The organism is Rhizobium beringeri, assembly GCF_004306515.1.
Classification (GTDB): domain Bacteria; phylum Pseudomonadota; class Alphaproteobacteria; order Rhizobiales; family Rhizobiaceae; genus Rhizobium; species Rhizobium beringeri.
This window is the reverse complement of the sequence record NZ_SILG01000003.1, coordinates 238,514-262,854: the sequence shown is the minus strand read 5'-3', so window position 1 is coordinate 262,854 and position 24,341 is coordinate 238,514. Positions and strand designations below refer to the sequence as shown.

Below are 24,341 nucleotides of genomic sequence, written 5' to 3'. Positions count from 1 at the left end.
ATGGCGACCTTCCGGTTCCTCTGGGCCATTGTCACGTCTCGCTGGCTCTGGACCTTCATCGGGCTCATCCTGTTGTCCCTAATCGTGTGGATCTTCGGTCCAATCGTCAGCGTCGGAGACAGTGCGCCCTTTGCGTCCGAGATCGTGCGACTGGTCATCATCGGCCTTCTGTTTCTCCTGTTCATCCTCTGGTGGATTGTGGCGCGGCGGCGTGCGGTACGCGCCAATCGCCTCTTCGTTTCCGAAATTGCTCCCCAGCCTGAAGCGCCGCCAAGTCCGTCCGAAGAAGGCGTTGCCGCCGTCGGTGCAAAATTCCGCGAGGTCATGGCGGGTCTCAAACGCCAGAAGGTCGGCGGCCGAAAGTTTCTGCGCGAGATGCCCTGGTATGTCATCATCGGTCCGCCTGCGACCGGCAAGACCACAGCCCTCAGGCAATCCGGACTGAGCTTTCCGATCGATCTGACCGACGATCTGCATGGCGTTGGCGGCACGCGCAATTGCGACTGGTTCTTCACCGAGGAAGCGGTGCTGATCGACACGGCGGGGCGCTATGTTCAGCAGGAGAGCCAGCCGGAAGTCGATGCCGCCGAATGGCTGGGCTTCCTCGATCTCCTGAAGAAGCATAGGGGTCGTCGCGCCTTGAACGGCGTGATCGTGGCGCTTGGTATCGACACGCTGTCCGAAGACGATGCGGCAATCCGCATGCATGGGCGTCAGATCCGCAAACGGCTGGCGGAACTCCAGGAGCGCCTCGGAATCCGCTTGCCAGTCTATCTCATGCTGACAAAGGCCGACCTGATAAAGGGGTTCGAGAAATTCTTCGGGTCGTTGTCGACGGCAGATCGGGAACAGGTGTGGGGGGCGACCTTTGCTCCGGGCGCGCGCATCGACGGCGCCGAAGTCACGCAAGAGATTTCCACACTTGCAGGCGTGCTCGAACGGCGTCTCATCCCGCGGCTCGAAGGCGAGGAAAGTCTCGCGGACCGGGCAGAGATATTCCGGTTCCCGGCCCAAGTTGAAAGCCTTTCAGAACCTGTGCGGGTTTTGATCGAAACCGTCTTCGGCGAAAGCAAGTATGCCGAAAGCGCGTGGTTGCGGGGCATCTATCTGACGTCGGCGACCCAGGAAGGCACGGCAATCGACAGGTTGACGGCGGCGCTGGCGTCATCCTTTGGACTGCCTGCCCAACCCGCCTCCCCGATGTTGCGGGTGGAGAAACGCAGCTTCTTCCTGAAGGACCTGCTGACGAAGGTGATTTTCAGGGAAGCGGGGCTCGGCACGTTCGACCCGGCGGCAGAAGAACGGCGTATCTGGATTTGGCGCGGCGCAGTGGTGGCCGCGACCGCGTTCGTGGTCATCTCTACCTTGCTGTTCACCCTGTCCTATAGGAGAAACGACGCGGCTCTGGCGGCGCAAGCCGAGCAACTTGAGGGCCTGCAGCTTCCCCTCTCCCCGGTTGCCGCGCGCCAGGCACCTGTCGACCCACTCGACCTCGATCTCGGCCTCGAAGCGGCAACGGAAGTTGCCAACGCCCGCACGGACCCGCCTGGAGGCGCGGCCGCTCTGATCGGACCTTCGGCTGAAGCCGCGATCCATCAGGCGCAGTCGGATGCCTATGACCGCACGCTGCGCAATATATTGGAGCCGCGCATGGTCGCTCTGCTTGAGGCGACAATGTGGCGGAAAATCCGGGATCCCGAATTCCAGCTGGGTGCGCTGAAGACCTATCGCATGATGACCGGGCTGTCGCCGATGGATCCGGACTTCGCCAAGCTATGGTGGGTCGAGACGCTGCCGGGCTCAGCACCCATACCGCCCTTCAAGACCGAAATGGCATCGGATCATCAACTTGCGGCGATCGACAATATGGCGACGGAACAGGCCTTCGTCGCCCCCGACGAAGCACTGGTGGCCGAAGCTCTGCGGACGATCTGCTCGATCCCGCTGCCTGTGCGCGCCTATAATGCGCTGCTCTCGGATCCGGAGGTCGCGGCGCTGAAGCAGTGGATTCCGGCCGACCATGTCGGCCCGAATGGCCTGAAGGTGCTGGCACGCCGCTCGGACAAGACGCTCAGGGTGGGCATCAGCGGTGCTTTCACCTATGACGGTTTTCACAACGTCATCCTCGCCCGCCTCGAAGATGTCGCCACCCAGGCCGCCCTGGACCGCTCCGTCTTTGCAGGCGGATGCTCTGAAAGCGCCAGCCCGTCGGTCGCGGCGCTTTCGCAGGACATCCTCAAGCTCTATTATGACGACTATATCGCCAAGTGGGACGGCTTCATGCGGGACGTCCGGCTTGCGCCGCTCTCTGACCTGCAGACGGCCGGTGAAAATCTCAAGGATCTTTCGAGCGCGGACTCGTCCATGAAGCGTTTGCTGACCGCCATCGTGCGCGAGACGGAACTGACACGCCCCGAGGATGACGGTGGCGGCCAGACCCCGCCGGCTGGAACATCCAAACTCCTGTCGAAGCTCGGCAAGATCGGCAAGCTTGCCTCCAAGGGCGTGAAAATGATGCCAGCAGCCGGCGCGAAGTCGGATGTGGACCTGTCGGGTGCCCTGGTTGCCGAGCATTTTAAACCGATCAAGGCCGCCGTCGTCGAGGTCGACGGCCAGCCTCCGGCGCTCAACGATGCGGTCGCAGCCCTGACTGCCCTCTCGAACATGCTCCAGACGGTCTCGGCAAGCCCGGATGCCCAGGACGCCATGAAACGGCAAGGTGGCCTGGCGGAACTGACCGGGGCGGTGGCAAAACAGGCCGTTACCCTTCCCGATCCGCTGGACGACTGGCTGGCGGGACTGGCTGGCGATACCAGTGAGCTGGCGACCGGCGCGGTCACTTCGGAGCTGAACGCGATCTGGCGCGCCGATGTGCTTCCCTTTTGTCAGGCGGCATTGACCAACCGATATCCCTTCGTCCCGGACAGTCCAATCGATGTCACGGTGGTCGACTTCCAGCGCGTCTTCGGCCCCGGCGGACTGATCGACAATTTCACCAACAACAACCTCGTCAACTATATCGACACGACCAGCCATCCCTGGAAATGGCGCTCCGACATCAAACTCGATCCCGCGCCGCTCGTGGCGCTGGAGCAAGCCCGCTTGATCCGTGACAGCCTGTTTCCTGGCGGTGCGGGACCGATCCTGACCTTCACACTTGAGCCGAAGGATCTTTCGCCCACGGTCAGCCGCGTGACCCTGAACGTCGACGGGCAGAGTCTGTCCTATTTCAACAACCCTACCCGCCCACAACAAATGACCTGGCCGGGCAAGGATGGTACCGGCGTGATCATCCTCTCCTTCCAGCCGATCGACGGCTCACCCGAAGTCATGGCCAGCGAGACCGGGAGCTGGGCCTTCCTGCGAATGCTGCGCGCCGGCCGGCTCACCGGAACCAATCTCGCCGAGCTTTTCAAACTGCGGCTCGCCGCCCAGAGCTATTATGCCGATTTCGAGCTCAGGGCGGGGAGTGTGGCCAATCCCTTCGACCTGAAGATGTTTGCGAGGTTTTCGTGCCCGACGCAGCTTTGATCCTGCCAGGATTTTTCGGAAAGTTGCCGGCGATGGGAGATTTCGTCACCCGCCGGCTGCCTGCCTCCTTCGTCGGGCGGTGGGATTGCTGGATCAGCCGGCATCTGGTTCACCGGCTTTCGCAAGGGCCTCAGGGCTACCCCCCGATCCTGCGTTTTCTCCTCGGCAGCGACACATTTGGTCCGATGACGGGCGTGATCCTGGCAAGCGCCGACCGCGCAGGCCGCCAGTTTCCGCTGACGATCGCAGCAGCGCCGCCCCTTGCGGCCGCCGAGATTGCCAGCGTTGCGGCCGACTGGTTCGATGACCTGGAAGCGGCAGGCATAGCGGCACGAGAGGAAGGGATTGACGGAGATGCATTGGCCACGCGTCTTGCGACGCTGCCTTATCCTGCCGCTGCCGCCTCCGGCGATATTGTCGGCGGTATGAGATTCTGGATGAGCCATTGCGCAAGCGTGGAGATCGACCCTGGCGCGCCCGACATGGCATTGCGCCAGTTTTTCCCCGAAGACCCGGGTGACACCTGATGAAGATCTGGAATCAAACGAGCTATCCGACCGAATTCACCATGGGCATGGACAAGGCCGGTCACGAATATGTTGTTGTTGTCGTCAAGGGGACCTTCGACTTCCCGCAAACCCCCGGTGGTGCCGTGCGCAAATCACCTGTGCAGATGCCGCTGGTCATGGCCGACACACACACCGGGGCGCCTGGGTTTTCGGCCCCCCTGTGGGAGACGGATTTTGCATTCCGCAAACCGCGCTGCGACGTCATCGCTAACGGATGCGCCTATGCTCCCGGGGGCCGACCGGCCGAACGTGTTACGGTTGGAATAAAGCTCGGGAATTGGTCGAAAGTGTTCGATGTGCTCGGAGATCGCGAGTGGCGGGCGCTGGGACCGGTCTTTGCCGCCTCCGCCCCGCAACCCTTCCTGCGTCAACCCTTCTCATATGATACCGCATGGGGTGGCACCGATCGCCTCGATCCTAACGACAAGCTGCCCGCGAGCTACAGGCAAAACCCAGTTGGCACCGGCTGGGCGCGCACCGGCAATCAGCGTCTCGTTCCCGGGCTGCGCTTGCCCAACACCCAGGCCACAGGCGAGGAGGTCCGATCGCCCTTCGGCGACTACCGCCCTATGAGCTTCGGCCCTTACGGCCGGGCCTGGCCCGACAGGATCGAATTCGGTGGGACTTATGACCAGAACTGGATCGACAACGTTTTCCCCTTCCTTCCTGCCGATTTCGATGAGCGCTATTTCCAGATGGCGCCGCCCGATCAGCAGACAAATTTCCCGAGCGGCGGTGAGGAAGTGGTGATCGTCAACTTGACCCCGTCAGGGCGTGAAAGTTTCCGGCTACCGCCCACCAGTCTTCCGATCACCCTGTTCAGAGGCGATGAGAAGTCCTTCGAGAGGCCGGTATTGCCCGATACGATTTTATTCGATCTGGAAAACCGACGCTTTTCATTTGTCTGGCGCGTGTCGCAGCGAATTCATCGATCGATCCTCGATTTCTCTGAATGCTGGATCGGACCTCCGACGAGGGGAATGCTGAGGGCGCGTGTTAGCGGCAAGCGCTACATCCGCCTTCTTGATCTGCCCGCCCGGTTCAACGCGGAGGCTGATGCTGCATGAACGCCAGGCTGGATATTCTATCAATCGGCATGGTGACGGCGGTCGGTCTTGATGCGCCGTCATCTTGTGCTGCTATGCGAGCGCGCCTCGACGGCTTTCAGGAGACACGGTTTGTCGGCTCAGACGGTGCGTGGTTGATTGGCGCGCCCGTACCAATGCCGCGTAATTTCGTCGGCGAGAAACGCCTTGCCCATATGGCAGCGGCGACCATTTGTGAGGCGCTCGAAAAGGTGCCGGAGGCGCGCGGCAATACTGCGCTCATGCTGTGCCTGCCAGAAGAGAACCGCCCGGGACGGCCCGTGCGGGACGATTTGGGGTTGCTGCAACAAGTTTGTGAAATCGCCGATATCGGCATTGATCAACATGCGCGCATCATAGCTTATGGCAGGCCCTCCGGCCATGTCGCACTCGGTCAAGCCCGAAGTTTGCTCGATCGAGGTACTGTCCCATTCGTGATCATAGCGGGCGTCGACAGCTACCTGACGTCGGACGCCGTCGCTCATTACGTTGCGCGCGATCGCCTGCTGACTGCAGATAATCCGGATGGGTTCATTCCTGGTGAAGCGGCTGCCGCCGTTTTGTGCGCCCATTCTGTTGGCGGTGGATTCCAGCTTTTTGGTCTTGGTCTTACGCGTGACCCTGCCTTTATCCACAATACCGCAGATCTGCCGTTTCGCGGTGACGGCATGACGGAGGCCTATCGAACTGCACTTGACGAGACCGGCATCGAAATGAACCAGCTAGGCTACCGCGTTGCCGATCTCATAGGGGAGTCCTACTGGTTCAAGCAGACCGCACTGGCAAGCCTGCGCTTGTTGCGTGGTCGGCATGAGTTCCAAGACCTGTGGTCCGCTGCGGAAAGCCTTGGCAACGTCGGTGCCGCGGCCGTCCCCATGATGATCGGAATGGCATACTCGGCAGCCCGTAAGGGTTATGCTGCCGGCAATCCGGTTCTCATCGAAGCGTCCAGTGATTCCGGCGCTTGCGGCGCTGCTGTGTTTGCCTTTGGGAGGACCGATGACCGTCTTCGCAAATGGACTTGAGGTCGCCTGCAAGGCGCAGGCCAACCAAGTGATCGCGGCATTTCCTGATGTTTGCTTCACGCCGCCAGAAAATCCTGCCACGCCTCCCGGGGTGCCCGTGCCCTATCCATCTTTTGGCATGGATTCCGATACCGACAATGGGACCGGTACGGTCAAGATCGGCGGCAAGACGATAACGCAGAAAAATAAGTCATATTACACGCGAACCAGCGGAACTGAGGCCGGTTGCGCGGCGAAGAAGGGTATAATCACGTCGACGAACACCGGAAAGGAATATGCCGTTGCCTGGTCCGGGAACGTCAAAGCTGACGGCGAGCCCGTCAGCCGGATGAGTGATTTGTCGACCAACAACCACGCCTCTCCGACCGGCAACGCCCCGCCTTGGCCAAAAATCGGCCAGCTGAGCATCGGCGGCGTGGACTGCGCGTCAATCCTAGCGAATCTCGGAATGAAGGTTCACGCATACAAACACGCCGACAAGGAATGCTCCTCCAGTCAGCAGTCCGACCATATCTTACAAAATGCCTGTTTTCAGAATTCACGTGGCGGCACTGCGATCAGTACGACGCCCGACTACAAGATCGGCGACGCACCGTGCGTGTGCCTCGACGACAAGACCACGCGAGGTACGGAGCATGGCGAGAAAACAGCCGCCCAAAACGACTGGGCCAAGAAGCAACGCGATACTGGCAAGAACCCCACGTATAGCGAGGTTCGTGAAGGCAATTTGAACGCAATGAAGAAAGCCAAGGCGCCAGCGATGAATGATGGCCCGGACGGCAAAGAACATCCTGCAGTCAGTTGCCTGCGCATGATCTGCGACGCTTTTTTCAAACCGATGATGAGTGGCAGTGACGATCAGGCAAAGGAAAGCACGCAGTGTCGTGCGCCCAAGACTGGCTCATTCAAGCAGCAGGTCGCAGGAACCAATGGTCCCCTATAACGAGGAGGAATGATATGGCCAATTACTCTGTGAGCTGCGACGGTGTTGCGCTCGATGACAATGGTGCGATCTTCAGTATCGTCATCTATAGCGATGGCGAAGGTTTCAATTCCCATGTGTGCCGAGAGTCTGACGTTGCAGATCAAGCAGCACCAAATGTCCGTACTGTCTTGTTGGACATACAGGTATGGCTGACGTCGATCTGGCGTTCCGATAACGGTTTCCTCTACGTTACGGATTCCGAGGGCAATGTGCACAGATACAACGGGACAGGCTGGACGGTCTGGCAGATTTCTTCGCAGGCACTGACCTGCATCTGGGGTCTCGCAGACGATAACGTCTATACAGCTGGCGACGAAGGGATTGTCCATCGTTGGGACGGCAACGCATGGGCGGCCATCAGTTCGCCGCTCGGTGATGTCATATTCTCGATCCGCGGCACGTCTTCTGACAATCTCTATGCTTGCGGCGCCAATGGGTTGTTTTGGCATTTTTCTAGCGGCACCTGGACCCCGATCGATTTGCCAACCAACCAACGATTGCTGGGCCTACTTACGCGAGACGCAAGCGACGTCCTTGTCTGCGGCGCAGGCGGCACGCTCTTCCGGGGGGCGGGTTCTATCTGGAACGATCGATCTCAGCCCGGTCACAACTTCCACGCCCTTGTTGAATTCCGCAAGGAAATTTATCTCGCTGGCGGCGGCGAAGGTATTTTCCGGTTCGATGGCATATCGGTGACCAACGTCAAAGACACGATCACGTCCTATCGACTGGCCCCGAACGACAACTATATCGCAAGTGCAGGAGACACTGTGGCCGCCCGATTTGACGGAACAGCTTGGTTTGGTGTTCGATACCACTGATCGGATGTTTAAATGTTTGCGTTGAAGGATCAGTTCGGTTCATTTGCTTTCAGATAGGCTCTTACTTTCGCGAGGTCGAGATCGGCAATTCGCGGCGGCTCCTTGACGGACAGCATCCTGATGACAAACAATTCTCCGGCTTCCGGAAACTCGGCATATCGTTCCTTCGCGATCTCTTGCCCCGCCTCTCCTGCCACGCGCACGCCGTCCAGATGAGCCTCCAGCCTCTCAACCAGTCGAGCAAGGCGCTCCTCATCCATGTCCGGATTTTCATCTGGATGAAGCAAGTGATAATCATAGACGGTCCATAAGAACGCCGCCATTTCGGCATGTTGCCGGACGATTTCGCGGAGAACGGGCGCGGCTGTCATCAGTTGAGATTCACCGACCCGCCGCGGACGCGATTGGCTGCGCTCGCGTGGCTCGTCACATACGTGCCCCGAATGGTAATGTGCCCATCCTTTTCCATGATGATCGTCGCCTTGCCGCAACGAAGCTCGATCCGCTCCCCGGCAGTGATCTGCACACGCTCACCGTCACGGATCACATTCGGCATTGGCGAGCGACGAGCCGGATCGACAATGCGGCCGACGATTAGCGGTCGTAAGGCGTCTCCGCCTTCAAAGAGTAACGCAACTTCGGACCCGACCATGGCCGAGGTCAGCTCGGCTAGGCTTCGCGCGCGCAAGGCAACATCTTGGGGGTTGCCGGGGAAAACGACCAGCGGCACGCCTGCATCAAGACCAAGAAGCAGGCCGATGACCACGCCCTCGATACGCTCCGTAACATCGGACATATGACCGTTCCTCAATTCTGGTTAATCTTGCTGCCCTTCCAAGTGACCTCTCCCGAAGCCTTGCCATTGAACTTGCCCGAGGCGTTGATCGAAATGTCCTTGCCTTCGATCGAGATTGTGCCGTCCTTCTTCATCGCGATGCTTGCCGACCCGCATTTGATGACGACCGAGTCTGCCGCTTCGATCAGAAGGTCCTTTCCGATCTTGATCGCTCCATCCTCGCCTACCTCGACGAGACTGCCTTTAGCGACTTTCACCGCCCGGCCTCCGCCGATTTCCGTCGCGTCGTCGTCGCCGATCTTGGCGCTGCGACCCTTTCCGATGCTGCTCGCCTGACCGCCGCCGATCGACACGTCCTGGTCAGAGCCGATATTCCAGCTGTCAGAGGCGCCGATCTCGTGGCTCTGGGCAGCACCGACGCTAACCGACCGGGCAGTGCCGATCGTATTCATCTGAGCCGCGCCGACCGATCGTGTCTCCGCCGCGCCGACGGTGTCGACGCGGGCCGCGCCAACCGTCACCGTCTGGACGATGGCCACGGTCTGAGTGTGATTGGCGCCGATTGTCTCGGTCGAGTTCGAGCCGATACTGATCGTCTCGTTGGCGCCCACGGTCAGAGATCGATTGACCCCCACCGTCTCGGTATCGTTCGATCCGATATTGACAGTGCGGTGGACCCCCACCTTGGTCGTCTTGTTGTTGCCGACATCCTCGTCGAGGTTCACACCGACGGAGTGCTTGGCATTGTTGTCGATGCGGTCCGACTGGTCGTGCTGGACGAGCTTGCTGCGATCGTGCTTGATCAAAAGATTGTGATCCTTCTGAGCCTGGAAATAGACCTCCTCCGATCCGGCCTTATCTTCGAAACGCAATTCATTCCAACCACCGCCCCCCGGCGAGGAATTCGTCTTCAATCCGGATTGCGTGGCATGTCCCGGCAACTCGTAGGGCGGCATTTCCTTGCCGTTATAGACCCTGCCGGTGATGATGGGCCGGTCAGGATCCCCCTCGAGAAAGTCAACGATTACTTCCTGGCCGATCCGGGGGATCTGGATAAAACCCCAGCCGGCACCGCTCCAGGTCTGCGACACGCGCACGAAACAGGAACTGTTCTGGTCCTTCTTGCCGAGGCGATCCCAGTGAAACTGGACTTTCACGCGTGCATATTTGTCTGTGAAGATCTCCTCGCCCGCAGGACCGACTACGGTCGCTGTCTGCGGCCCGCGCATGACCGGCCTTATCGTGATGCGAGGCGGCCGATAACTGATGGAGGCCGGAGCGACCTGAAACATCGCCCGGAAGGTTTCTTCCCTTGCATCGGCGGCGGGACGGTAGCCGGGGTCGAACAGACGGTAATCTGCGCGAAGCACGACATATTCCGCGTTCTGATCCTTGCGAGGAAAATTTTCAAGCTTGAACCTGCAACCCGAGGCAAGGCCGCGTACGGTGCCGGCGGCCGCGATCCGTTGATGCGCCGCCTGAATTTCCTCCCGCCGCACGACGGCCACTGCATCACCGCGGCTGACCGTCAAATGTGCACCGGGATGGCGATAATGCTCGCCCTGTGCCTCCGCGTGAGAGAAAGCTTGCGCCGATTGCGTCATGAGGTCGGCGCCCGGCTTGGTGAAATCGTAGTCCGTGTGGGCGAAGGTGCCCGGCAGGACAGAACTGGTCGCAACCCAGTCCGTCATATATTCCTCGTCCCGGCGCACGGGATCGCCCTCGGCCCGGAACTTGACGCTCTCATAGCCTCGTGCCGGCTTCAGTTTGTTCATGGCGTCCGCAAGCACGAGTGTGTGTTCACCCTCGTCATACTCGAAGAAATACATGATGCCTTCGTGCTCGAGCAGCCGCTGCACGAAGTCGAGGTCGGTTTCGTCATATTGCACGCAATATTCCCGCGCCTCGTAGGAACCCTGCAACCGCTTCTCGAATTTTGCCACCTTGTACTTCGAAAAGACCTTCTCGACGATTTCGACGACGCTCATATTCTGGAAGATACGGCAATCCGTGCTGTTGCCGAGCAGCCAAAGCCAAGGCCGCATCTCTGCCTCGTAGTAGGCGAACCTTTCCTCGATGCGCGTCAGGCGAAAGTCAGTGACGAGTCCGCTGAACCAGCGTTTCTTGTCTCCGCCTTCCCCTTCCACCGACAGGGGTTTTCCAAGCAGCTTGAGTGCGTCGACATTCTCGTCAGAACTGATGAAGCCGACCGTGAAGGCAAAACACCGACTGACCTCGTCGCGGCCGATGAGATGCGTGAACGTCAGCGCTTCGGATCCGAGCGGCGTCTGGACGGTTGTCTTGCGATCATCAGCCATGCGGAGAATGCCCCTGTCTCGTGACGCCGGCGATCCTGATGGAGAAGCCTAGCATAAAGGCCCGTCGCTGCGGAAGTGACATCGACAGTGCAGCAGGCCAGCGCCTGTCGAGTGGTGGTCGGGGAGACGGCAAGACGCGCCCGGAAGGCGCGGATCGGTCTGACCTGCACAATCGGACCGGCGCGGCGAAAACGTCATACGCGCGCAATCGATCCCCCGAGCGCGCGATCCGTCCTGACGGAGAATACGAGCTCTTCGATCGCCAGTGCCGCTTCACGCGCCCCATTGGCAAAAACGATGCGACCTGCTCGCGTGCGATGCTGGGCAAGAAAATCCTCCGACAAGGCAAGTTCGATCGCCTCGTGCGCTCGCACGACATCCACCGATCTCAGACATAGCCCCAATCCGGAGCTTTGCGCATAGGCGGCTCTGACGGCCTGCTCGTCCATTACGGGCGCCTCGTTCGGAACGAAGATTGCCGGGATGCCGCCATAAATACATTCATGGAAGCTGTTGTAGCCGGCATTCGTGATCATCAGGTCGACAGCGTTGAAATATCTGGCGATCGGATATATGGCCTTCTGGAGGGTGCCGCCGATATGGCCTTCTCGCTTCGGGGCGAGAGGATTAACTGCATCGATAACCTGGACGCCATGTTTGAGCAGCCCGCTTATGATCGCCGGCCGCAGCCGGCTGACGTCGAAATTGCGTTCCGAACCAAGCTGCACGACGGCGACAAGACCGGCCGGATCGGCACCGAGAGCCGATGCAGCCTCCAAACGCGGGAGCCTGTCTTCCTCGTCAACGAGGAGGATGGGAGGAACGCCGATCACGCCAGCGCGCAATTGCGCGGTGATGCCGTGGTCCTCGTCCGCGGCGAACTCACCCGGCTCGATCACCATGTCGAACAGACGCTGTATTGACGGATCGAGACCATGTCGGGAAGCCCACATCCCACGGCGGATCCAGACCCAGTTCAGATCGGGACGGGCCGCCAGAACCTTTAGAAGACCGGGAAAGGGATGGTTGCTGTCGAAGACGACGCTGTTGATGGCAAACGCCTCGACGGCAGCCAGCAATTCCTGTGCGAAGACTTCGTTCCAGCTGTCGTCAGTCACACCGATCTTCGGGGCGGACGGTATATAGTCAACCGGATGCCCGCGTGCTTCGATAATGGAAGAGCCGGCCGACATTGTCAGGAAGACAGGCTCTATGTCAGACGACATGCGCTCGGCGATCGCCATCAATCGCGTAATGTGGCCAAGGCCTATGCCGTTTGTCGCAACAAACAGAACGCGCCGTCGTCCCATCGGCGACCGTTGCGATCTGTGCGGCCCGGAAGGGACCGTTGCCCCCTCGTGCGACGCGGAGAAACCGTCACCATCGACGGGCTTGTCGACCACGGCAAGCGTGGGGGGCACACAAAGCCCGAGGGCGTCATAGAGCGCACGCATTCTTTCCGGGTAGCGGCTCGTCGAAAACTTCCTCTCGACCAATGTGCGCGCGGCTGTCGACTGGGCGCTGAACTCCTCGGGAGACGCGAGATATCTCTCCAGCACGTCAGGTGTCTCCTTAGGCCGACAATAGACTGCACCGTCTTCGAACAGGTCCCGAAACGATGGATCCAGGATGGTCACAAGCCCGCTCGCCATCGCTTCGGCAATGCCGATGCCAAACGCCTCAATCCAGCGTCGACTGTGAAAAAACACATAGAAATCTAGCCTGTTCAGAAACTGCGGCACACCGCTGTTTGAATAGGGCGAGACGTTCCAGTTGGATCCAACAAGAGGCACGAGCTGGTCAGGCACGCCGCCCATGATCTTCACCTGGACATTACCAAGATCGGGATAGGCTGCGCGCAGTTCAGCCTCGGTGTCCGGCCATTTCAAGAGATCGCGACGCGAATGCCTGCCGATAATAGCCCGCTCGCGCGGCGGCGGCGCGGCCCTGTCTGGCCATTCGCCGAGGTCGATGAGGTTGAACAGATCATGACCCAAGAGCTCGGGTCTGCCGGCGACGATGTCTTCGAACTGATTGCGCACCTTGGGACCGACCGGAGCAAAGATGACGGGAGCCCCGAACATTCTCTCCAGGTTCCGTTTGACCACGTCGATATTGTATTGGGCATTTCCAGCCCCGTCGAATGGCGGGTGCTGGACCGAAAGTAGGACGACCTTCGATCTTATTCGCAGTGGCCGTGTCGGCATGTGCGCGAACGCCAGAGGATTATGCGCAAATAGAATGTCGCACTCGACTGTCTCCTCGCCGGTCAGCCACGGCACCTCCTGATGCTGGAGAACGTCGAGAAGACGTTCCTCGAACCGCCTGGAGCGGATGTCGGAAACGCCCAGAAATGGAAGGAGCGCTGTCGAGAGACCAAATTGCCGGGCGGCTTGGATCTCGACCCGCACCGCCGATGACGCGCCTCCATAAAATCGAGGATCGGCTGCATGGACAATATCAAAATGCATTAGAAAGCCAGATCGGGTCCACAGTGAGCTACCAGATTGAATTGCCAGTCTTCCGGCAAGCCGCGTCAATAAGCGCTTCCGCTCCGACCGAAAGATGAGCTGCGATCGGAACCGCCAAAATCCCTGACGGCAACGGGTTTGGGATTGACCGACCGGGTGATCCTCGATGTCGCGACCGGGACGTAGGAACTGTTCGGATACTGGCTGATGAAATTGCGATAGGCTTGATCGGTGTTGCTACGCTGTGCGTTGCGCCAAGCCACGGTTTCCGCACTGGTCGGTGCGCCCCGGTAACCGCTCATCATCGACGCCAGCGTCATGTTTGAGCCTTGAGACGTGCACGAAGCAAGTATCAGCGTTCCGAGGATAGAGATTTTCCGAAGCATATATTGCCCTCCCCGCAGCTTGTTCTTAGTAAGCAGTTTCAAGTTGTGAAAGTCAATGCCCGCAAGATGAAACCCATTATTTCTATGGTTCTATCCAGACTTGAAGGACTGCTCTGGCTTTTCAAGCACCAAATAGATGCACTTTTCAACCTTAAGATTGAGCCGCGGTTTGTCTTAAGTGTGTTCGTCTTTTCCGCTACGACAACTGCTCGGCAAGGAATTCCTCGAAGCCCAGCCCCAACGTGATCTCGCGCGAAATTGCCCATTTACGCAACATGAGGTCGTGACGCCTGCGCGCGTAGTCCTGATATTGGCCGGCCGAAAGCGACGGCAGGTGGCGCACCTGCGGAATAAATTCGACCGGCGTGTCTGCCTGGGACATCAGTTCCTGATGGAATTCGGAAAGGACGATGATCGGATATTCGTTCTTGGCTACGCAAATCTTTCGAACGGATTCGATGGCATCGACAAAGCCGTCCGGCCTTGGCCCGAGCCAGGTGACGAGAGTTCTGGATTTTGCGCGGTTCTGCGCGTCGGCGATCGTATAGCGGAGTTCCTCGGGCATTGCCTGCGCTCGCTTCAGAAAGGCAAAGGCGTCGAAAGGAATTCTCATTCTGAACAAGCTGCGCAAAGGGGTCGGCAAAACCATCTGGTGGGTCTCCGTGCAAAGGACCGGCTTGTTCGATATGCTGGCAATCTCGGTTGCCTGTCTGAGACTGCTCTCGATGAAGATTTCAGCATCGCTATGCCGATAAAAGGCGGCCTTGAACCCTGCATGGATGCCGCGCCGCCGACGCTCCGTCGCGGTCGGCAGATCGAGCATGACGAGCTTGCCGTAATCGATTGCATTTGTGCGAAGCCATGTTTCGGTCAGGGACCGATACTTTTCCAGGCGGCTCGTAACGAGATAGGCGATGAAACGCGTCGGTTTGTGAAGCGCGCGAGCATTTCTCAAGAAGGAGTCATAGGTCGGACCATCGTCATTTTCCGCCTCTGTCGGATCGAGGCAGAGCACCCCGTCGATATCGACGCATGCCTTCGACAACAGTCCATGATGCATGAAATTCCACTGGAACAGCCTGGGCTGTTCAACCACCTCGAATATGAAGTCGACGCCCTCAACCCTATCGCCCAGGCCATAGACTGCTGCAAAGACAAATTGAGCGGGGCTTTCGCATGCCAACAACTTGGCTTTGGCTTGCCGCATGGCCCCACCGGTATTGATGCTGTCGTCGAGGACCAGCACCTTTCGAACGTCTGATGCGCCCCTGAACGTAGCCGTATTCTTCGTCGCGCCGAAGGAATAAACACGGCCTTCCACGAAGCTGTCGAGATCGGTCATCGGCAGGTTGGCGACAAGACCCAGCATGTTGGCGGCTAGCAAGCCGCTGCGTGGAATGCCGACGACTAGGTCGATATCGCGAGGCAGCATGTGCAACCCGTTGACGATCGCTCTGTGAAGATCCGATATCGAGCGGTACTGCATCCGCTTTTCGATGCTCCATTGTTCACGTCAGTTGCGCGGCTGTCATTTGCCGTTCTGCTCCACAAAGAGATCGACCTGCGCTTCCATTTTTTGCCGCGTTGCAGCGTCAAGCTTTTTGGCGATTGCCGCGCGCGCTTCATCGGCCCGGTTAACGCCCAGCTTCTCCGCCAGAACGCCATAATAATATGCAAGCGGCACATCCGCCTTTCCCGTGAAGCTGCCCTTGTCGTAGCCGAAGGCAAGATCAAGGTTGGCGAGTTCAAGACCACGGTCGGCCGACAGCTTGAAGAGGGAGAGCGCGCGGTTTCGATCAGCAGGAAGTTTATCGGCGCCTTTCAGGTACAGCCTTGCGGCATAGTAGGGGGCGTATTTGTTGCCCATGTCCGTTGCCTTCAGCAGAGTCTCCAGGCCGCGTGCGGGATCTTTCTTGATGCCCTCTCCGCTGATGTAGGCCTGACCCAGATTTGCCATGGCGTCGATCTGGCCCGTGTCGGCTGCCGCAGTGTAAAGTGCAACGGCCCGCGTGGCATCCTGCTTTACACCCGTGCCCAGCCTGTAGCAGTCACCCAGCGCCGTGATTGCGTTGGCCCAACCACTGGATGCGGCAAGACGATACCAGAGAACCCCTTCTTCTGGCTCCTTCGAGACACCCTGGCCAAGAATATAAGCGGTGCCGACATTTGTGCGTGCACGCAGGTTGCCCATTTTTGCGGCCGCCATGTAGTAGGAGAGGGCTTGATCGTAGTCGACCTTGCGGCCGATTCCCATGCGAGCCATGTAGCCGAGATTGACGAGAGCGGCGCTATACTGGTGACCGCCGGCGATCTTGTAGAAATATTCCGCCCAATTGTACCGACCGGCGATCTCGAGAACGCGACCAAGCTGATATTGCAGTCTTGCGTTGTTCGGATCTGCAGCAAGCGCAAAGGCGCAGGCCCGTAATGCGTCGCGCACATTGACGAGGCCATTGCTGACCCCTGGTACCTGTCGCTGGGGATCGTTCGGGTCGGCACCGTAGAGATCGCAGTCGGTGACAAGACTGCGCATCCCGCCGGCCACCTCGGGCAAGACGCTTGGCCACATCCGGAATGTTTCGCTCACCGCTCGCTCGCCGGATTGCTGGAACACGAATTCTTTGGCCTCGGCGTCGTCTGCGCTCGGCGCCTGACTGGCAATGGAGGAGGCCACCAAGCTTTCGCGGACATAGAGCCCGCGTTTGGAAAGGGCGGCAACCTGGACACGGCTCTTTTCTTCCGCCTCCGCCGCATGCGCGCTGTTGGGAAAGATTTTGGCGAAGCGCTCGAAATCAGCAGGATCTGGACTATCCTTAATGAAGGTCCAAAGTACCTCGTCGATATCAACCGGACTAGACGTTTCCGTGGGCGGAACGACAGGGTCTGCGTTGAGAACGGCTGCCTGTGGCCGGAACACGAACCGTGTTTCGATCGAGCCGGTGATCCACGGTATTTGGGCATTGCCGGTGGCTTGCCTGACATCGCCGCGAACTGTTCGAAACGTGTCGTAGACATCCAGATTCGGTCGCTGCAGGGCATTGGCGAGCGCCGACGAATAGGGGCTGTTCAGCCCAGTACCATCATAAGCAACTTCACCGGCGCTGGTCGCGTAAGCCATCAGGACCTGTCCGCTGCCGGCCTCGGTATCCGCCAGCCCCTGATGAAGACCCTCGAAATTTGCAGCCGGATTGTTGCGGCACGCATCAAGAATGAAGAGCTTCAGTCCGACTGGATCGTCCTTGACAATATCGATGAGGTCGTTGAGGGCGACCGCATCCGCGACGACTTTTTGCGCCGAGCTGGTATCGACATCCACTGGCAGCAGCAGATTGCGGCCACTTGCCTGCAAGGCGTGGCCGGCATAGTAGAACACGGCAATGTCGGCCCCGATCAGATGGGTGCGGATGGTCTCTTTCAGGTCTTTGACCGCTTCTTTCTTCAGATCGTAAAACAGAAGGACGTCGAAATTCAATTCAGTCAGGGTATTCGCGATCAGCTTGGCGTCGTTGTGAGGATTGCTCAGCGGCGCAAAGGGATAGTCACTGTTACCGATGACGATTGCAGCGCGCTTCTCTGCGTGAGCAGGTGACGCCAAGATTTGAAACGCGATTAGCAGAAATAGGCAGATGAGGAAACGTGGGCCCCGCCCCTGCGCAAATGTGAACACCATCACCATCGCTCCCATGGAAAGGCCGTGCCCGAATCCATCGGTGCAAAGCCTCAAACGTTGCTTGTCCGCCTGCCACCCGTACGATTGAAAATAGGAAGTATATTTGTCGCCGAAATATCTGCTAATTTACCTGTTTACACACGAAGCGATAGCCTTTCTGCAATACATAAATCGATCTGCCGCAATTGCTGAAGTTGACAAAGATCTCCTTCGCGTGTCGATCGTGGAAAGTGAGCCTCGATTCGACCAGTTGATCGCTTAGACGTTCAGAGCTCCATATGGGTGGTTGGTGACTATCCGGAGGGACGAAAACAGACTTACCTCTGATCGAAATCGGCTGTTCTCTGTCGAATTTCCCGTTGCAGGGAGCAAGGCGGGAACCTGACGGTGTGATCGAAGCAATGCGCAGCGGCGCGCGAAGCCAGGCAAGAAGAAAAGCGTCGTCGATCGAAACGTGGCATTGGACCTTCACAGTGGTTGATTGATCCCACCCATGAACCGGCTCAACATTGCAACAGTCTGTCATGTCGCAGTCACGGTGACGCAGACGCAGATTTTTATGCCTGAGAGGCGACCTTCCGCTGTGCTGTTCTGAGCCCCTTCCGATCGATCCAGCTTTTGATTTCGGCGGCAATCGCCTCGGGCTGGTCCTCGGGAGCAATGTGGCGCGCCGGCCCGCACCCTCTGATCTCCAGGCCGGCGATGTTGTCGCGGCACCACGAAATCATCTCGCTGCCGATCAACAGCGTTTCGGCAGGCCCGTCGAAGATCAGCAGCAGCTTGGGAGTCTGATGACTGGCAGAAAGCCAGCGGTCATAGCTCTCGATCCTGGCGACCACATCGGCCGGCTCGCCGTTGATCGGCATGGCGCGCGGCCATTCCAGCAGCGGGCGCCGGCTGTCGCGGTTCGGATAGGGTGCGCGATAGACATCCCAGTCGGCATCGCTGAGCCCTTTCAGCGTGGTCGCGCGCAAGGCCTGTTCGATGAAGAAATTTTCGTCGAGGACCTTGGCCTCGCCGGTTCCCGCACCCCGCAACAGTTCATAACGCGCCTTTCCGCCGCCTGGCAGATCCTCCCAGCTCATCGGCCGCAGGATGGTTTCCATGAAGGCGATGCCGCGCACCCGCTCGGCGTGGCGTGAAGCCCAGTCGAATGCCAGCGCGCCACCCCAGTCGTGACCGACGAGCACGACGTCGTCGAGGTCAAGCGCATCGAACCAGGCGTCGAGATAGGCGATGTGATCGCCATAGCGATAGCCGATGTCGGGTTTGCCGGATCGTCCCATGCCGATGAGATCGGGCGCCAGGCAGCGGCTAGGCCCGATACCGGGCATGATGTTCCGCCAGAGATGCGATGAGGTGGGATTGCCGTGAAGGAAGACGATCGGGTCGCCCTCCCCCAGCTCCTCGTAGGAGATGAACGAGGTGAGGATATCGATGGTCGGCATATGGAGCTCCGCGCTTTCGTGCTATATAGGCAGGCAGCTGTCCATTTATCATATAGACAGTTACCTGTCTATATTGCTGCGCGGGGTTTCATGTCGTCTTCTTCCCTTGGCCTGTTGTTGCGTCTGGTCCATCAGCATTGGACACAGGCCGTCGAAGCGGCACTCGATGAGGCCGGCTATGGCGATATCCGCCCGCCGCATGCCAACGTCTTCACTTTCGCGCGGCCCGAGGGCATCCAGGTCAGCGAGCTGACCAAGCTCGCCCGGGTTCGTAAGCAGACGATGACGCAGGCCGTGGAAGAACTCGAGCGCCTGGGTTATGTCGAGCGCCGGCCCGATCCGAACGATCGGCGTGGCCGGCTGGTGTTTCTGACGGAAAAAGGCCAGGGGGTCAGGCCGATCGCAATGGCGGCGGGCCGCCGCGTCGATGAAAGCTGGGGGGCTTTGACCAGCCCGCAGCAGATGGACGATCTGCGGACAGCACTCCGGCGGCTGCTGGAGCAGCTGCAATAGCGAAGCGGGGCTGGCTTGAGACGACCCTTTCCACTTAACCGTCGCACGACCGAAGGAAAATACATGCCGGGTGACAACAGCAAGGGCGCCGAAGAGGATGTCGTCATCATCGGCGCCGGTGCCGCCGGCATCGCCGCCGCCCGCCGCCTGCAGGCAATCCGCCCGGATCTTTCCATCCTCCTGCTTGAAGCCGGCGACCGTTTCGGCGGGCGCGCCTGGACGGTCGGACTGGCTGACGCCGATATCGCGCTCGATCTCGGCTGCGGCTGGCTGCATGGCGCGCGGACCAATGCCTGGACTGCCATCGCCGGCGAGGTCGGACTGACGGTCGACCGCACGCCGGCGCCCTGGAATGATGGCGGACGGCGGCTTCAGCGGGATGACGCGGAGGCGCATGCCGCAAGGGAGGCAATCGGCGCCTATTTCGAGCGTCTCGAGAGCCATGAGGGGAATGATGCAGCCATGGCCGATATGCTCGAGCCCGGCAATCCCTGGAATGGCCAGATCCGGGCGATCGGCACCTATATCACCGGCGCCGAACTGGAGCGGTCGTCGGTCGTCGATTACAACAGATATGATCCCGGCCCTGGCCCTGACTGGCGGGTACGCGAGGGCTATGGAACGCTGGTCTCGCTTTACGGCAAGCCGGTTCGGGCAAAGCTCGGCACCGAGGTGACACGCATCGACCATCGTCACGCCGGCCGTATCGGCATCGAGACGAACCAGGGTGTGCTCAGTGCCCGCGCGGTGCTGGTAACCGTGTCGACGAATGTGCTTGCCGCCGGCAAGATCGCCTTCGACCCGCCTTTGCCTGACAAGATCGAGGCAGCGGCCCGTTTGCCGCTCGGGCTCGCCGACAAGCTCTTCCTGAGGCTCGCAAATCAGGAGGCGCTGCCGGCGGACACCCATATGCTCGGCTCTGCCAGTCGCGGCGCGACCGGCACCTATCAGCTGCGGCCGTTCGGCGCGCCCGTCGTCGAGGCCTATTTTGCCGGCAACCTCGCGCATGATCTGGAGGGGCAAGGCAGAGAGGCTGCCTTCTCCTTCGCCGGAGATGAACTGGCGGCACATTTCGGCGCGGACATCCGCAAGGAATTGTCGGTGGCGGCAATGTCGGCCTGGGCCGCAACACCCCATATCGGCGGCTCCTATTCCTATGCCGAACCCGGCGCCTCCGATCTGCGCGGCCGTCTCGCCGCGCCACATGACGAGCGGATCTTCTTTGCCGGCGAAGCCTGTTCGAAGTCGCGTTATTCGACGGCGCACGGCGCCTACGAGACCGGTGTCGCCGCAGCCGATCTGATCGCCGGCTCGTTTTCGCAAAGTCCGTGATCGTCGCCGGCCACAACGGCAGGAATATTTTTTTCTCACTTGTCGCGCGGGCGGGATTGGTTATGCTCCCCCCGGCCCCTGTGCTCCCAGCCTGGGGCGCTATACGTCATCCGGCGGCAAGCGGCCGCCTCAAGCACAATATTGTCATTGATTGCAGGAGCCCCGGCTTCTACCCCGACCGTTTGCGTGTCGGCTGCGGGTATCCGCATGAGGAGGAAGAAATGGACTATCGCAAGCTCGGTCCCAGCGGGACCGTCGTCACCGCCTATTGCCTCGGCACCATGACCTTCGGCGCGGAGGCTGATGAGGCCGCCTCGCACAAGCTGCTCGACGATTATTTCGCCTGGGGCGGCAATTTCATCGATACCGCCGATGTCTACAGCGCCGGCAAGTCGGAAGAGATCATCGGACGCTGGCTGAAGGCGCGCCCGACCGAGGCCCGCCAGGCGATCGTCGCCACCAAAGGGCGCTTTCCGATGGGCAACGGACCCAACGATATCGGCCTGTCGCGCCGGCATCTCGGCCAGGCGCTCGACGATTCGCTCCGCCGCCTCGGCCTCGAGCAGATCGACCTATACCAGATGCATGCCTGGGACGCGCTGACGCCGATCGAGGAGACGCTGCGCTTCCTCGACGATGCGGTTTCATCCGGCAAGATCGGTTATTACGGCTTCTCCAATTATGTCGGCTGGCACATCGCCAAGGCCTCGGAGATCGCCAAGGCGCGGGGTTATACCCGCCCGGTGACGCTGCAGCCGCAATATAACCTGCTGGTGCGCGACATCGAGCTCGAGATCGTCGCGGCCTGCCAGGATGCCGGCATGGGCCTGCTGCCATGGTCGCCGCTCGGCGGCGGCTGGCTGACCGGCAAGTACAAGCGCGACGAGATGCCGACGGGCGCCACCCGCCTCGGCGAAAACCCCAATCGCGGCGGTGAATCCTATGCGCCGCGCAATGCGCTGGAGCGAACCTGGGCGATCATCGGCGTCGTCGAGGAAATCGCCAAGGCGCATGGCGTCAGCATGGCGCAGGTGGCGCTCGCCTGGACGGCGGCGCGGCCGGCGATTACGTCAGTCATCCTCGGCGCCCGTACGCCGGAGCAGCTCGCCGACAATCTCGGCGCCATGAAGCTCAAGCTTTCCGACGACGAGATGGCGAGACTGAACGATGTGAGCGCCCCTCAGCCACTCGACTATCCCTATGGCAAGGGCGGCATCAACCAGCGCCACCGCAAGATCGAGGGCGGCCGCTGAGCTTCCGTCTATAACCGGATGAGCCGTCTCGCCCGGTCTTCAACCACCAATGAAGAAGCCGCCATGTTTCCATGGCGGCTTTTCGGCCTTTCTGCTTGGGAGGCGATTTTAGGCCGGAAGCTGGAAGATCACGTTGGCGATCAGAACGATCGCGAGGCCCGCGGCGAGCGCGAGATAGGGCAGGATGCCGGCTTTCTTGACGCCGAGATCCTGGCCGATGAGACCAAGATCCTCCATCGCACCGGCCGGGAATTTACCGCCGTCGCGCACATAGTGGCGATAGGCGAAGACCGGCAGGATCAGGGCGGCGAAGATGAAGCCGACCCAGAGCGCATTGGAATAACCCCAGACCTTGGCACCGGCACCGAGAAACAGCGCGTTGACGAAAGCCAGCACGGTGTTGAGGCCGATCAGCCAGGTCGGCGCCTTCCAGGGGCGTTCGATATGGCCGGAATCCATCCGGTGGATCCAGCCGGAATTGAGGTTCAGGAAGTTGAAGATGATGTAGCCGACATTCGAGACGGCGAGCACGAAGAAATAGCCGCCGACATCGGAGGCGATCGCCAGCAGGAAGAGATTGAAGGCGAAATCGGTCCACATCGCCCGCGTTGGCGCGCCGTGCTCGTTGACGTGGTCGAGATATTTCGGCAGCCAGCCGTCCTTCGAGCCCTGATAGAGCGTGCGCGATGAGCCGGCCATCGCCGTCATGATGGCGAGGAAGAGCGCCATGATCATCAGTACGACGAGAAGCTGGGTGACGACGCGGCCGGCGCCGATCAGGCCGCCGAGCGCTTCGGCAACACCCGTGCCATCGACGATGCCGGGGGCCAGCATGCCTGTATGGCCGAGAACGCCCTGGAAGGCGAAGGGCACGAGGAAGAAAAACAGGCAGCAGGCAAGGCCGGAATAGAAGATCGCCTTGAAGGTGTCGGTCTTCGGGTTCTTGAGTTCGCGAGTGTAGCAGACCGCCGTCTCGAAGCCGTAGGTCGACCAGGCGGCGATATAGAGGCCGCCGAGGAAGAGCGTCCAGCCGCCGTTGCTCCAGGTGCCGTCGACGGCGGCATAGGCGGCTGTCGGCGGCACGAGACCGGTGACGTTGGCGGCAAGGATCTGGCCGCTGACGATCGGATAGAGGCCGATGATGAGCAGCGGCACCAGCACGATGATTGCCAGCCACTTCTGCACGCTTGCCGTTTCCGAAATGCCGCGATGCTGGATCGCGAAGATGATCAGCATCAGGATGCCGCCGATGAAGAAGGTGGCGTTGATATTGGCGGTGGCAAGGAAGGGAATGTTGAAGCTGAAGAGCGACCAGCTGCGGATCGCCGGCGTCAGTGCGGCGATACCGTCGGTGCTGAGCAACGCCTTGACGGCGTCATCCGGCGTGGTGCCGGCATGGGCTGCGATATATTCGGCGACGCGGGGGCTGTCGGCCGTGATGGAAGCGGCATGCGCTGAGATCCAGTCGAGGACCATCTGCGAATCCGCCGCGGGAATCGGGTAGAATGCGTTGAGGATGTAACCGGCGGCGATGGCGCAGCCGAGCGACAGCACCGGCGACCAGGCAAACCAGTTGCACCAGACGGACAGCGGCGCGATGAATTTCGAATAGCGCAGCCAGGCGGTGGCGCCATAGACCGAAGCACCGCCGGATTTGTTGGCGAACATGCCGGCGATTTCGGCATAGGTGAAGGATTGCAAGAAACCCATCACCATCGAGATGATCCAGACGACGAAGGCGAGCTTGCCTGTCGTGCCCGCGATGCCGCCGATGGAGAAAAGAACGAGCGGCGGCACGCCCGCAGCCACCCAGAATGCGCCCTTCCAGTCGAGCGCACGTACAAGCTTACCTTCGGTGCCGGATGCAATCCCGGCCTCCACAACATCTGTCATCGGTGAAATTCCCCATTCTATTGTTCCGGACGTATCTTTGTACGTCTCCCTGAACGTGTCTCCCTGACAGTCTCAAGCCGGCCCGGATGATTTTGGCGATCCGCGTTCCCGACGGATTCTCCGAGTCTCAACTCTTGATGCATAGTGAAGATTTTTTCTTTTTAGTCAACTCGACTTTACTTTCCTGGCGCATTTTGTAACCTGTATGGGTGGGTGTCCGAGGACGCCCGATCCTCCCATGAGGG

18 protein-coding genes are annotated in these 24,341 nt (G+C 60.0%); 9 read left to right on the top strand and 9 right to left on the bottom strand.

Going from position 1 to position 24,341, the window contains the following annotated elements; translation table 11 throughout:
• Genes tssM through ELH03_RS28730 form a run of 6 tightly spaced genes read left to right on the top strand, consistent with a single transcriptional unit; the run spans position 1 to position 8,016 of the window.
• Positions 1–3,531, top strand: a complete 3,531-nt coding sequence (gene tssM, locus ELH03_RS28755) for a type VI secretion system membrane subunit TssM (RefSeq protein WP_130767074.1) — start codon at positions 1–3, stop codon at positions 3,529–3,531.
• Complete coding sequence (tagF, locus tag ELH03_RS28750) at positions 3,513–4,058, top strand: type VI secretion system-associated protein TagF (protein WP_130767073.1); 546 nt, start codon at positions 3,513–3,515, stop codon at positions 4,056–4,058. Before tssM ends, tagF begins: the two co-directional genes overlap by 19 nt.
• Complete coding sequence (locus ELH03_RS28745) at positions 4,058–5,167, top strand: DUF2169 family type VI secretion system accessory protein (protein ID WP_130767072.1); 1,110 nt, start codon at positions 4,058–4,060, stop codon at positions 5,165–5,167. Before tagF ends, ELH03_RS28745 begins: the two co-directional genes overlap by 1 nt.
• Positions 5,164–6,210 carry a 3-oxoacyl-ACP synthase gene (locus ELH03_RS28740; RefSeq protein ID WP_130767071.1) on the top strand — a complete coding sequence of 349 codons (1,047 nt, stop codon included), beginning with the start codon at positions 5,164–5,166 and terminating at the stop codon, positions 6,208–6,210. The genes ELH03_RS28745 and ELH03_RS28740 overlap by 4 nt, the downstream gene beginning before the upstream one ends.
• Entirely contained in the window at positions 6,185–7,153 is a 969-nt protein-coding gene (locus tag ELH03_RS38160) for a DUF4150 domain-containing protein (protein ID WP_245504900.1), read from the top strand. Before ELH03_RS28740 ends, ELH03_RS38160 begins: the two co-directional genes overlap by 26 nt.
• Positions 7,154–7,167: 14 nt before the next feature.
• The gene (locus tag ELH03_RS28730) at positions 7,168–8,016 is read left to right on the top strand and encodes a WD40/YVTN/BNR-like repeat-containing protein (RefSeq protein WP_130767070.1); all 849 of its coding nucleotides are present in this window, start codon (positions 7,168–7,170) and stop codon (positions 8,014–8,016) included.
• Between the two features lie 29 nt (positions 8,017–8,045).
• Here ELH03_RS28730 and ELH03_RS28725 read toward each other — a convergent pair whose 3' ends face one another.
• The 8 genes from ELH03_RS28725 to ELH03_RS28685 form a co-directional block, all read right to left on the bottom strand.
• The gene (locus ELH03_RS28725) at positions 8,046–8,387 is read right to left on the bottom strand and encodes a hypothetical protein (RefSeq protein ID WP_130767069.1); all 342 of its coding nucleotides are present in this window, start codon (positions 8,385–8,387) and stop codon (positions 8,046–8,048) included.
• On the bottom strand, positions 8,387–8,812 hold the full coding sequence (locus ELH03_RS28720) for a DUF6484 domain-containing protein (protein WP_130767068.1): 426 nt from the start codon (positions 8,810–8,812) through the stop codon (positions 8,387–8,389). Before ELH03_RS28720 ends, ELH03_RS28725 begins: the two co-directional genes overlap by 1 nt.
• An 11-nt stretch (positions 8,813–8,823) precedes the next feature.
• The gene (locus tag ELH03_RS28715) at positions 8,824–11,130 is read right to left on the bottom strand and encodes a type VI secretion system Vgr family protein (protein WP_130767067.1); all 2,307 of its coding nucleotides are present in this window, start codon (positions 11,128–11,130) and stop codon (positions 8,824–8,826) included.
• Positions 11,131–11,324: 194 nt separating this feature from the next.
• Entirely contained in the window at positions 11,325–13,541 is a 2,217-nt protein-coding gene (locus ELH03_RS28710) for a glycosyltransferase (protein WP_245504899.1), read from the bottom strand.
• A 125-nt stretch (positions 13,542–13,666) separates the two neighbouring features.
• On the bottom strand, positions 13,667–13,921 hold the full coding sequence (locus tag ELH03_RS28705) for a hypothetical protein (RefSeq protein WP_245511452.1): 255 nt from the start codon (positions 13,919–13,921) through the stop codon (positions 13,667–13,669).
• A gap of 262 nt (positions 13,922–14,183) precedes the next feature.
• Positions 14,184–15,473 carry a phosphoribosyltransferase family protein gene (locus tag ELH03_RS28700; protein ID WP_130767064.1) on the bottom strand — a complete coding sequence of 430 codons (1,290 nt, stop codon included), beginning with the start codon at positions 15,471–15,473 and terminating at the stop codon, positions 14,184–14,186.
• 42 nt (positions 15,474–15,515) lie between these two features.
• Positions 15,516–17,657: a caspase family protein gene (locus ELH03_RS28695; RefSeq protein WP_130767063.1), complete on the bottom strand. Its 2,142-nt coding sequence runs from the start codon at positions 17,655–17,657 to the stop codon at positions 15,516–15,518.
• A gap of 557 nt (positions 17,658–18,214) precedes the next feature.
• Complete coding sequence (locus ELH03_RS28685) at positions 18,215–19,105, bottom strand: haloalkane dehalogenase (RefSeq protein WP_130767062.1); 891 nt, start codon at positions 19,103–19,105, stop codon at positions 18,215–18,217.
• Between ELH03_RS28685 and ELH03_RS28680 the strand changes: the two genes are divergently transcribed.
• From ELH03_RS28680 to ELH03_RS28670, 3 genes are all read left to right on the top strand, one after another.
• Positions 19,106–19,618, top strand: a complete 513-nt coding sequence (locus ELH03_RS28680; RefSeq protein ID WP_130767061.1) for a MarR family winged helix-turn-helix transcriptional regulator — start codon at positions 19,106–19,108, stop codon at positions 19,616–19,618.
• 63 nt (positions 19,619–19,681) lie between these two features.
• Positions 19,682–20,950: a flavin monoamine oxidase family protein gene (locus ELH03_RS28675; protein ID WP_130767060.1), complete on the top strand. Its 1,269-nt coding sequence runs from the start codon at positions 19,682–19,684 to the stop codon at positions 20,948–20,950.
• Between the two features lie 221 nt (positions 20,951–21,171).
• Positions 21,172–22,203 carry an aldo/keto reductase gene (locus ELH03_RS28670; protein WP_027687564.1) on the top strand — a complete coding sequence of 344 codons (1,032 nt, stop codon included), beginning with the start codon at positions 21,172–21,174 and terminating at the stop codon, positions 22,201–22,203.
• Positions 22,204–22,311: 108 nt separating this feature from the next.
• Here the strand turns inward: ELH03_RS28670 and ELH03_RS28665 are convergent, their stop codons facing one another.
• The gene (locus ELH03_RS28665; RefSeq protein ID WP_130767059.1) at positions 22,312–24,096 is read right to left on the bottom strand and encodes a trimethylamine N-oxide permease; all 1,785 of its coding nucleotides are present in this window, start codon (positions 24,094–24,096) and stop codon (positions 22,312–22,314) included.
• Positions 24,097–24,341: the final 245 nt, after the last annotated feature.

Excerpts from the sequence above, each read along its gene's own strand:
- tssM (WP_130767074.1), top strand. The coding sequence starts at position 1 with ATGGCGACCTTCCGGTTCCTCTGGGCCATTGTCACGTCTCGCTGGCTC.
- ELH03_RS28745 (WP_130767072.1), top strand. The coding sequence starts at position 4,058 with ATGAAGATCTGGAATCAAACGAGCTATCCGACCGAATTCACCATGGGC.
- ELH03_RS28740 (WP_130767071.1), top strand. The coding sequence starts at position 5,164 with ATGAACGCCAGGCTGGATATTCTATCAATCGGCATGGTGACGGCGGTC.
- ELH03_RS38160 (WP_245504900.1), top strand. The coding sequence starts at position 6,185 with ATGACCGTCTTCGCAAATGGACTTGAGGTCGCCTGCAAGGCGCAGGCC.
- ELH03_RS28730 (WP_130767070.1), top strand. The coding sequence starts at position 7,168 with ATGGCCAATTACTCTGTGAGCTGCGACGGTGTTGCGCTCGATGACAAT.
- ELH03_RS28725 (WP_130767069.1), bottom strand. The coding sequence starts at position 8,387 with ATGACAGCCGCGCCCGTTCTCCGCGAAATCGTCCGGCAACATGCCGAA.
- ELH03_RS28720 (WP_130767068.1), bottom strand. The coding sequence starts at position 8,812 with ATGTCCGATGTTACGGAGCGTATCGAGGGCGTGGTCATCGGCCTGCTT.
- ELH03_RS28715 (WP_130767067.1), bottom strand. The coding sequence starts at position 11,130 with ATGGCTGATGATCGCAAGACAACCGTCCAGACGCCGCTCGGATCCGAA.
- ELH03_RS28705 (WP_245511452.1), bottom strand. The coding sequence starts at position 13,921 with ATGACGCTGGCGTCGATGATGAGCGGTTACCGGGGCGCACCGACCAGT.
- ELH03_RS28700 (WP_130767064.1), bottom strand. The coding sequence starts at position 15,473 with ATGCAGTACCGCTCGATATCGGATCTTCACAGAGCGATCGTCAACGGG.
- ELH03_RS28695 (WP_130767063.1), bottom strand. The coding sequence starts at position 17,657 with ATGGTGTTCACATTTGCGCAGGGGCGGGGCCCACGTTTCCTCATCTGC.
- ELH03_RS28685 (WP_130767062.1), bottom strand. The coding sequence starts at position 19,105 with ATGCCGACCATCGATATCCTCACCTCGTTCATCTCCTACGAGGAGCTG.
- ELH03_RS28680 (WP_130767061.1), top strand. The coding sequence starts at position 19,106 with ATGGAGCTCCGCGCTTTCGTGCTATATAGGCAGGCAGCTGTCCATTTA.
- ELH03_RS28675 (WP_130767060.1), top strand. The coding sequence starts at position 19,682 with ATGCCGGGTGACAACAGCAAGGGCGCCGAAGAGGATGTCGTCATCATC.
- ELH03_RS28670 (WP_027687564.1), top strand. The coding sequence starts at position 21,172 with ATGGACTATCGCAAGCTCGGTCCCAGCGGGACCGTCGTCACCGCCTAT.
- ELH03_RS28665 (WP_130767059.1), bottom strand. The coding sequence starts at position 24,096 with ATGACAGATGTTGTGGAGGCCGGGATTGCATCCGGCACCGAAGGTAAG.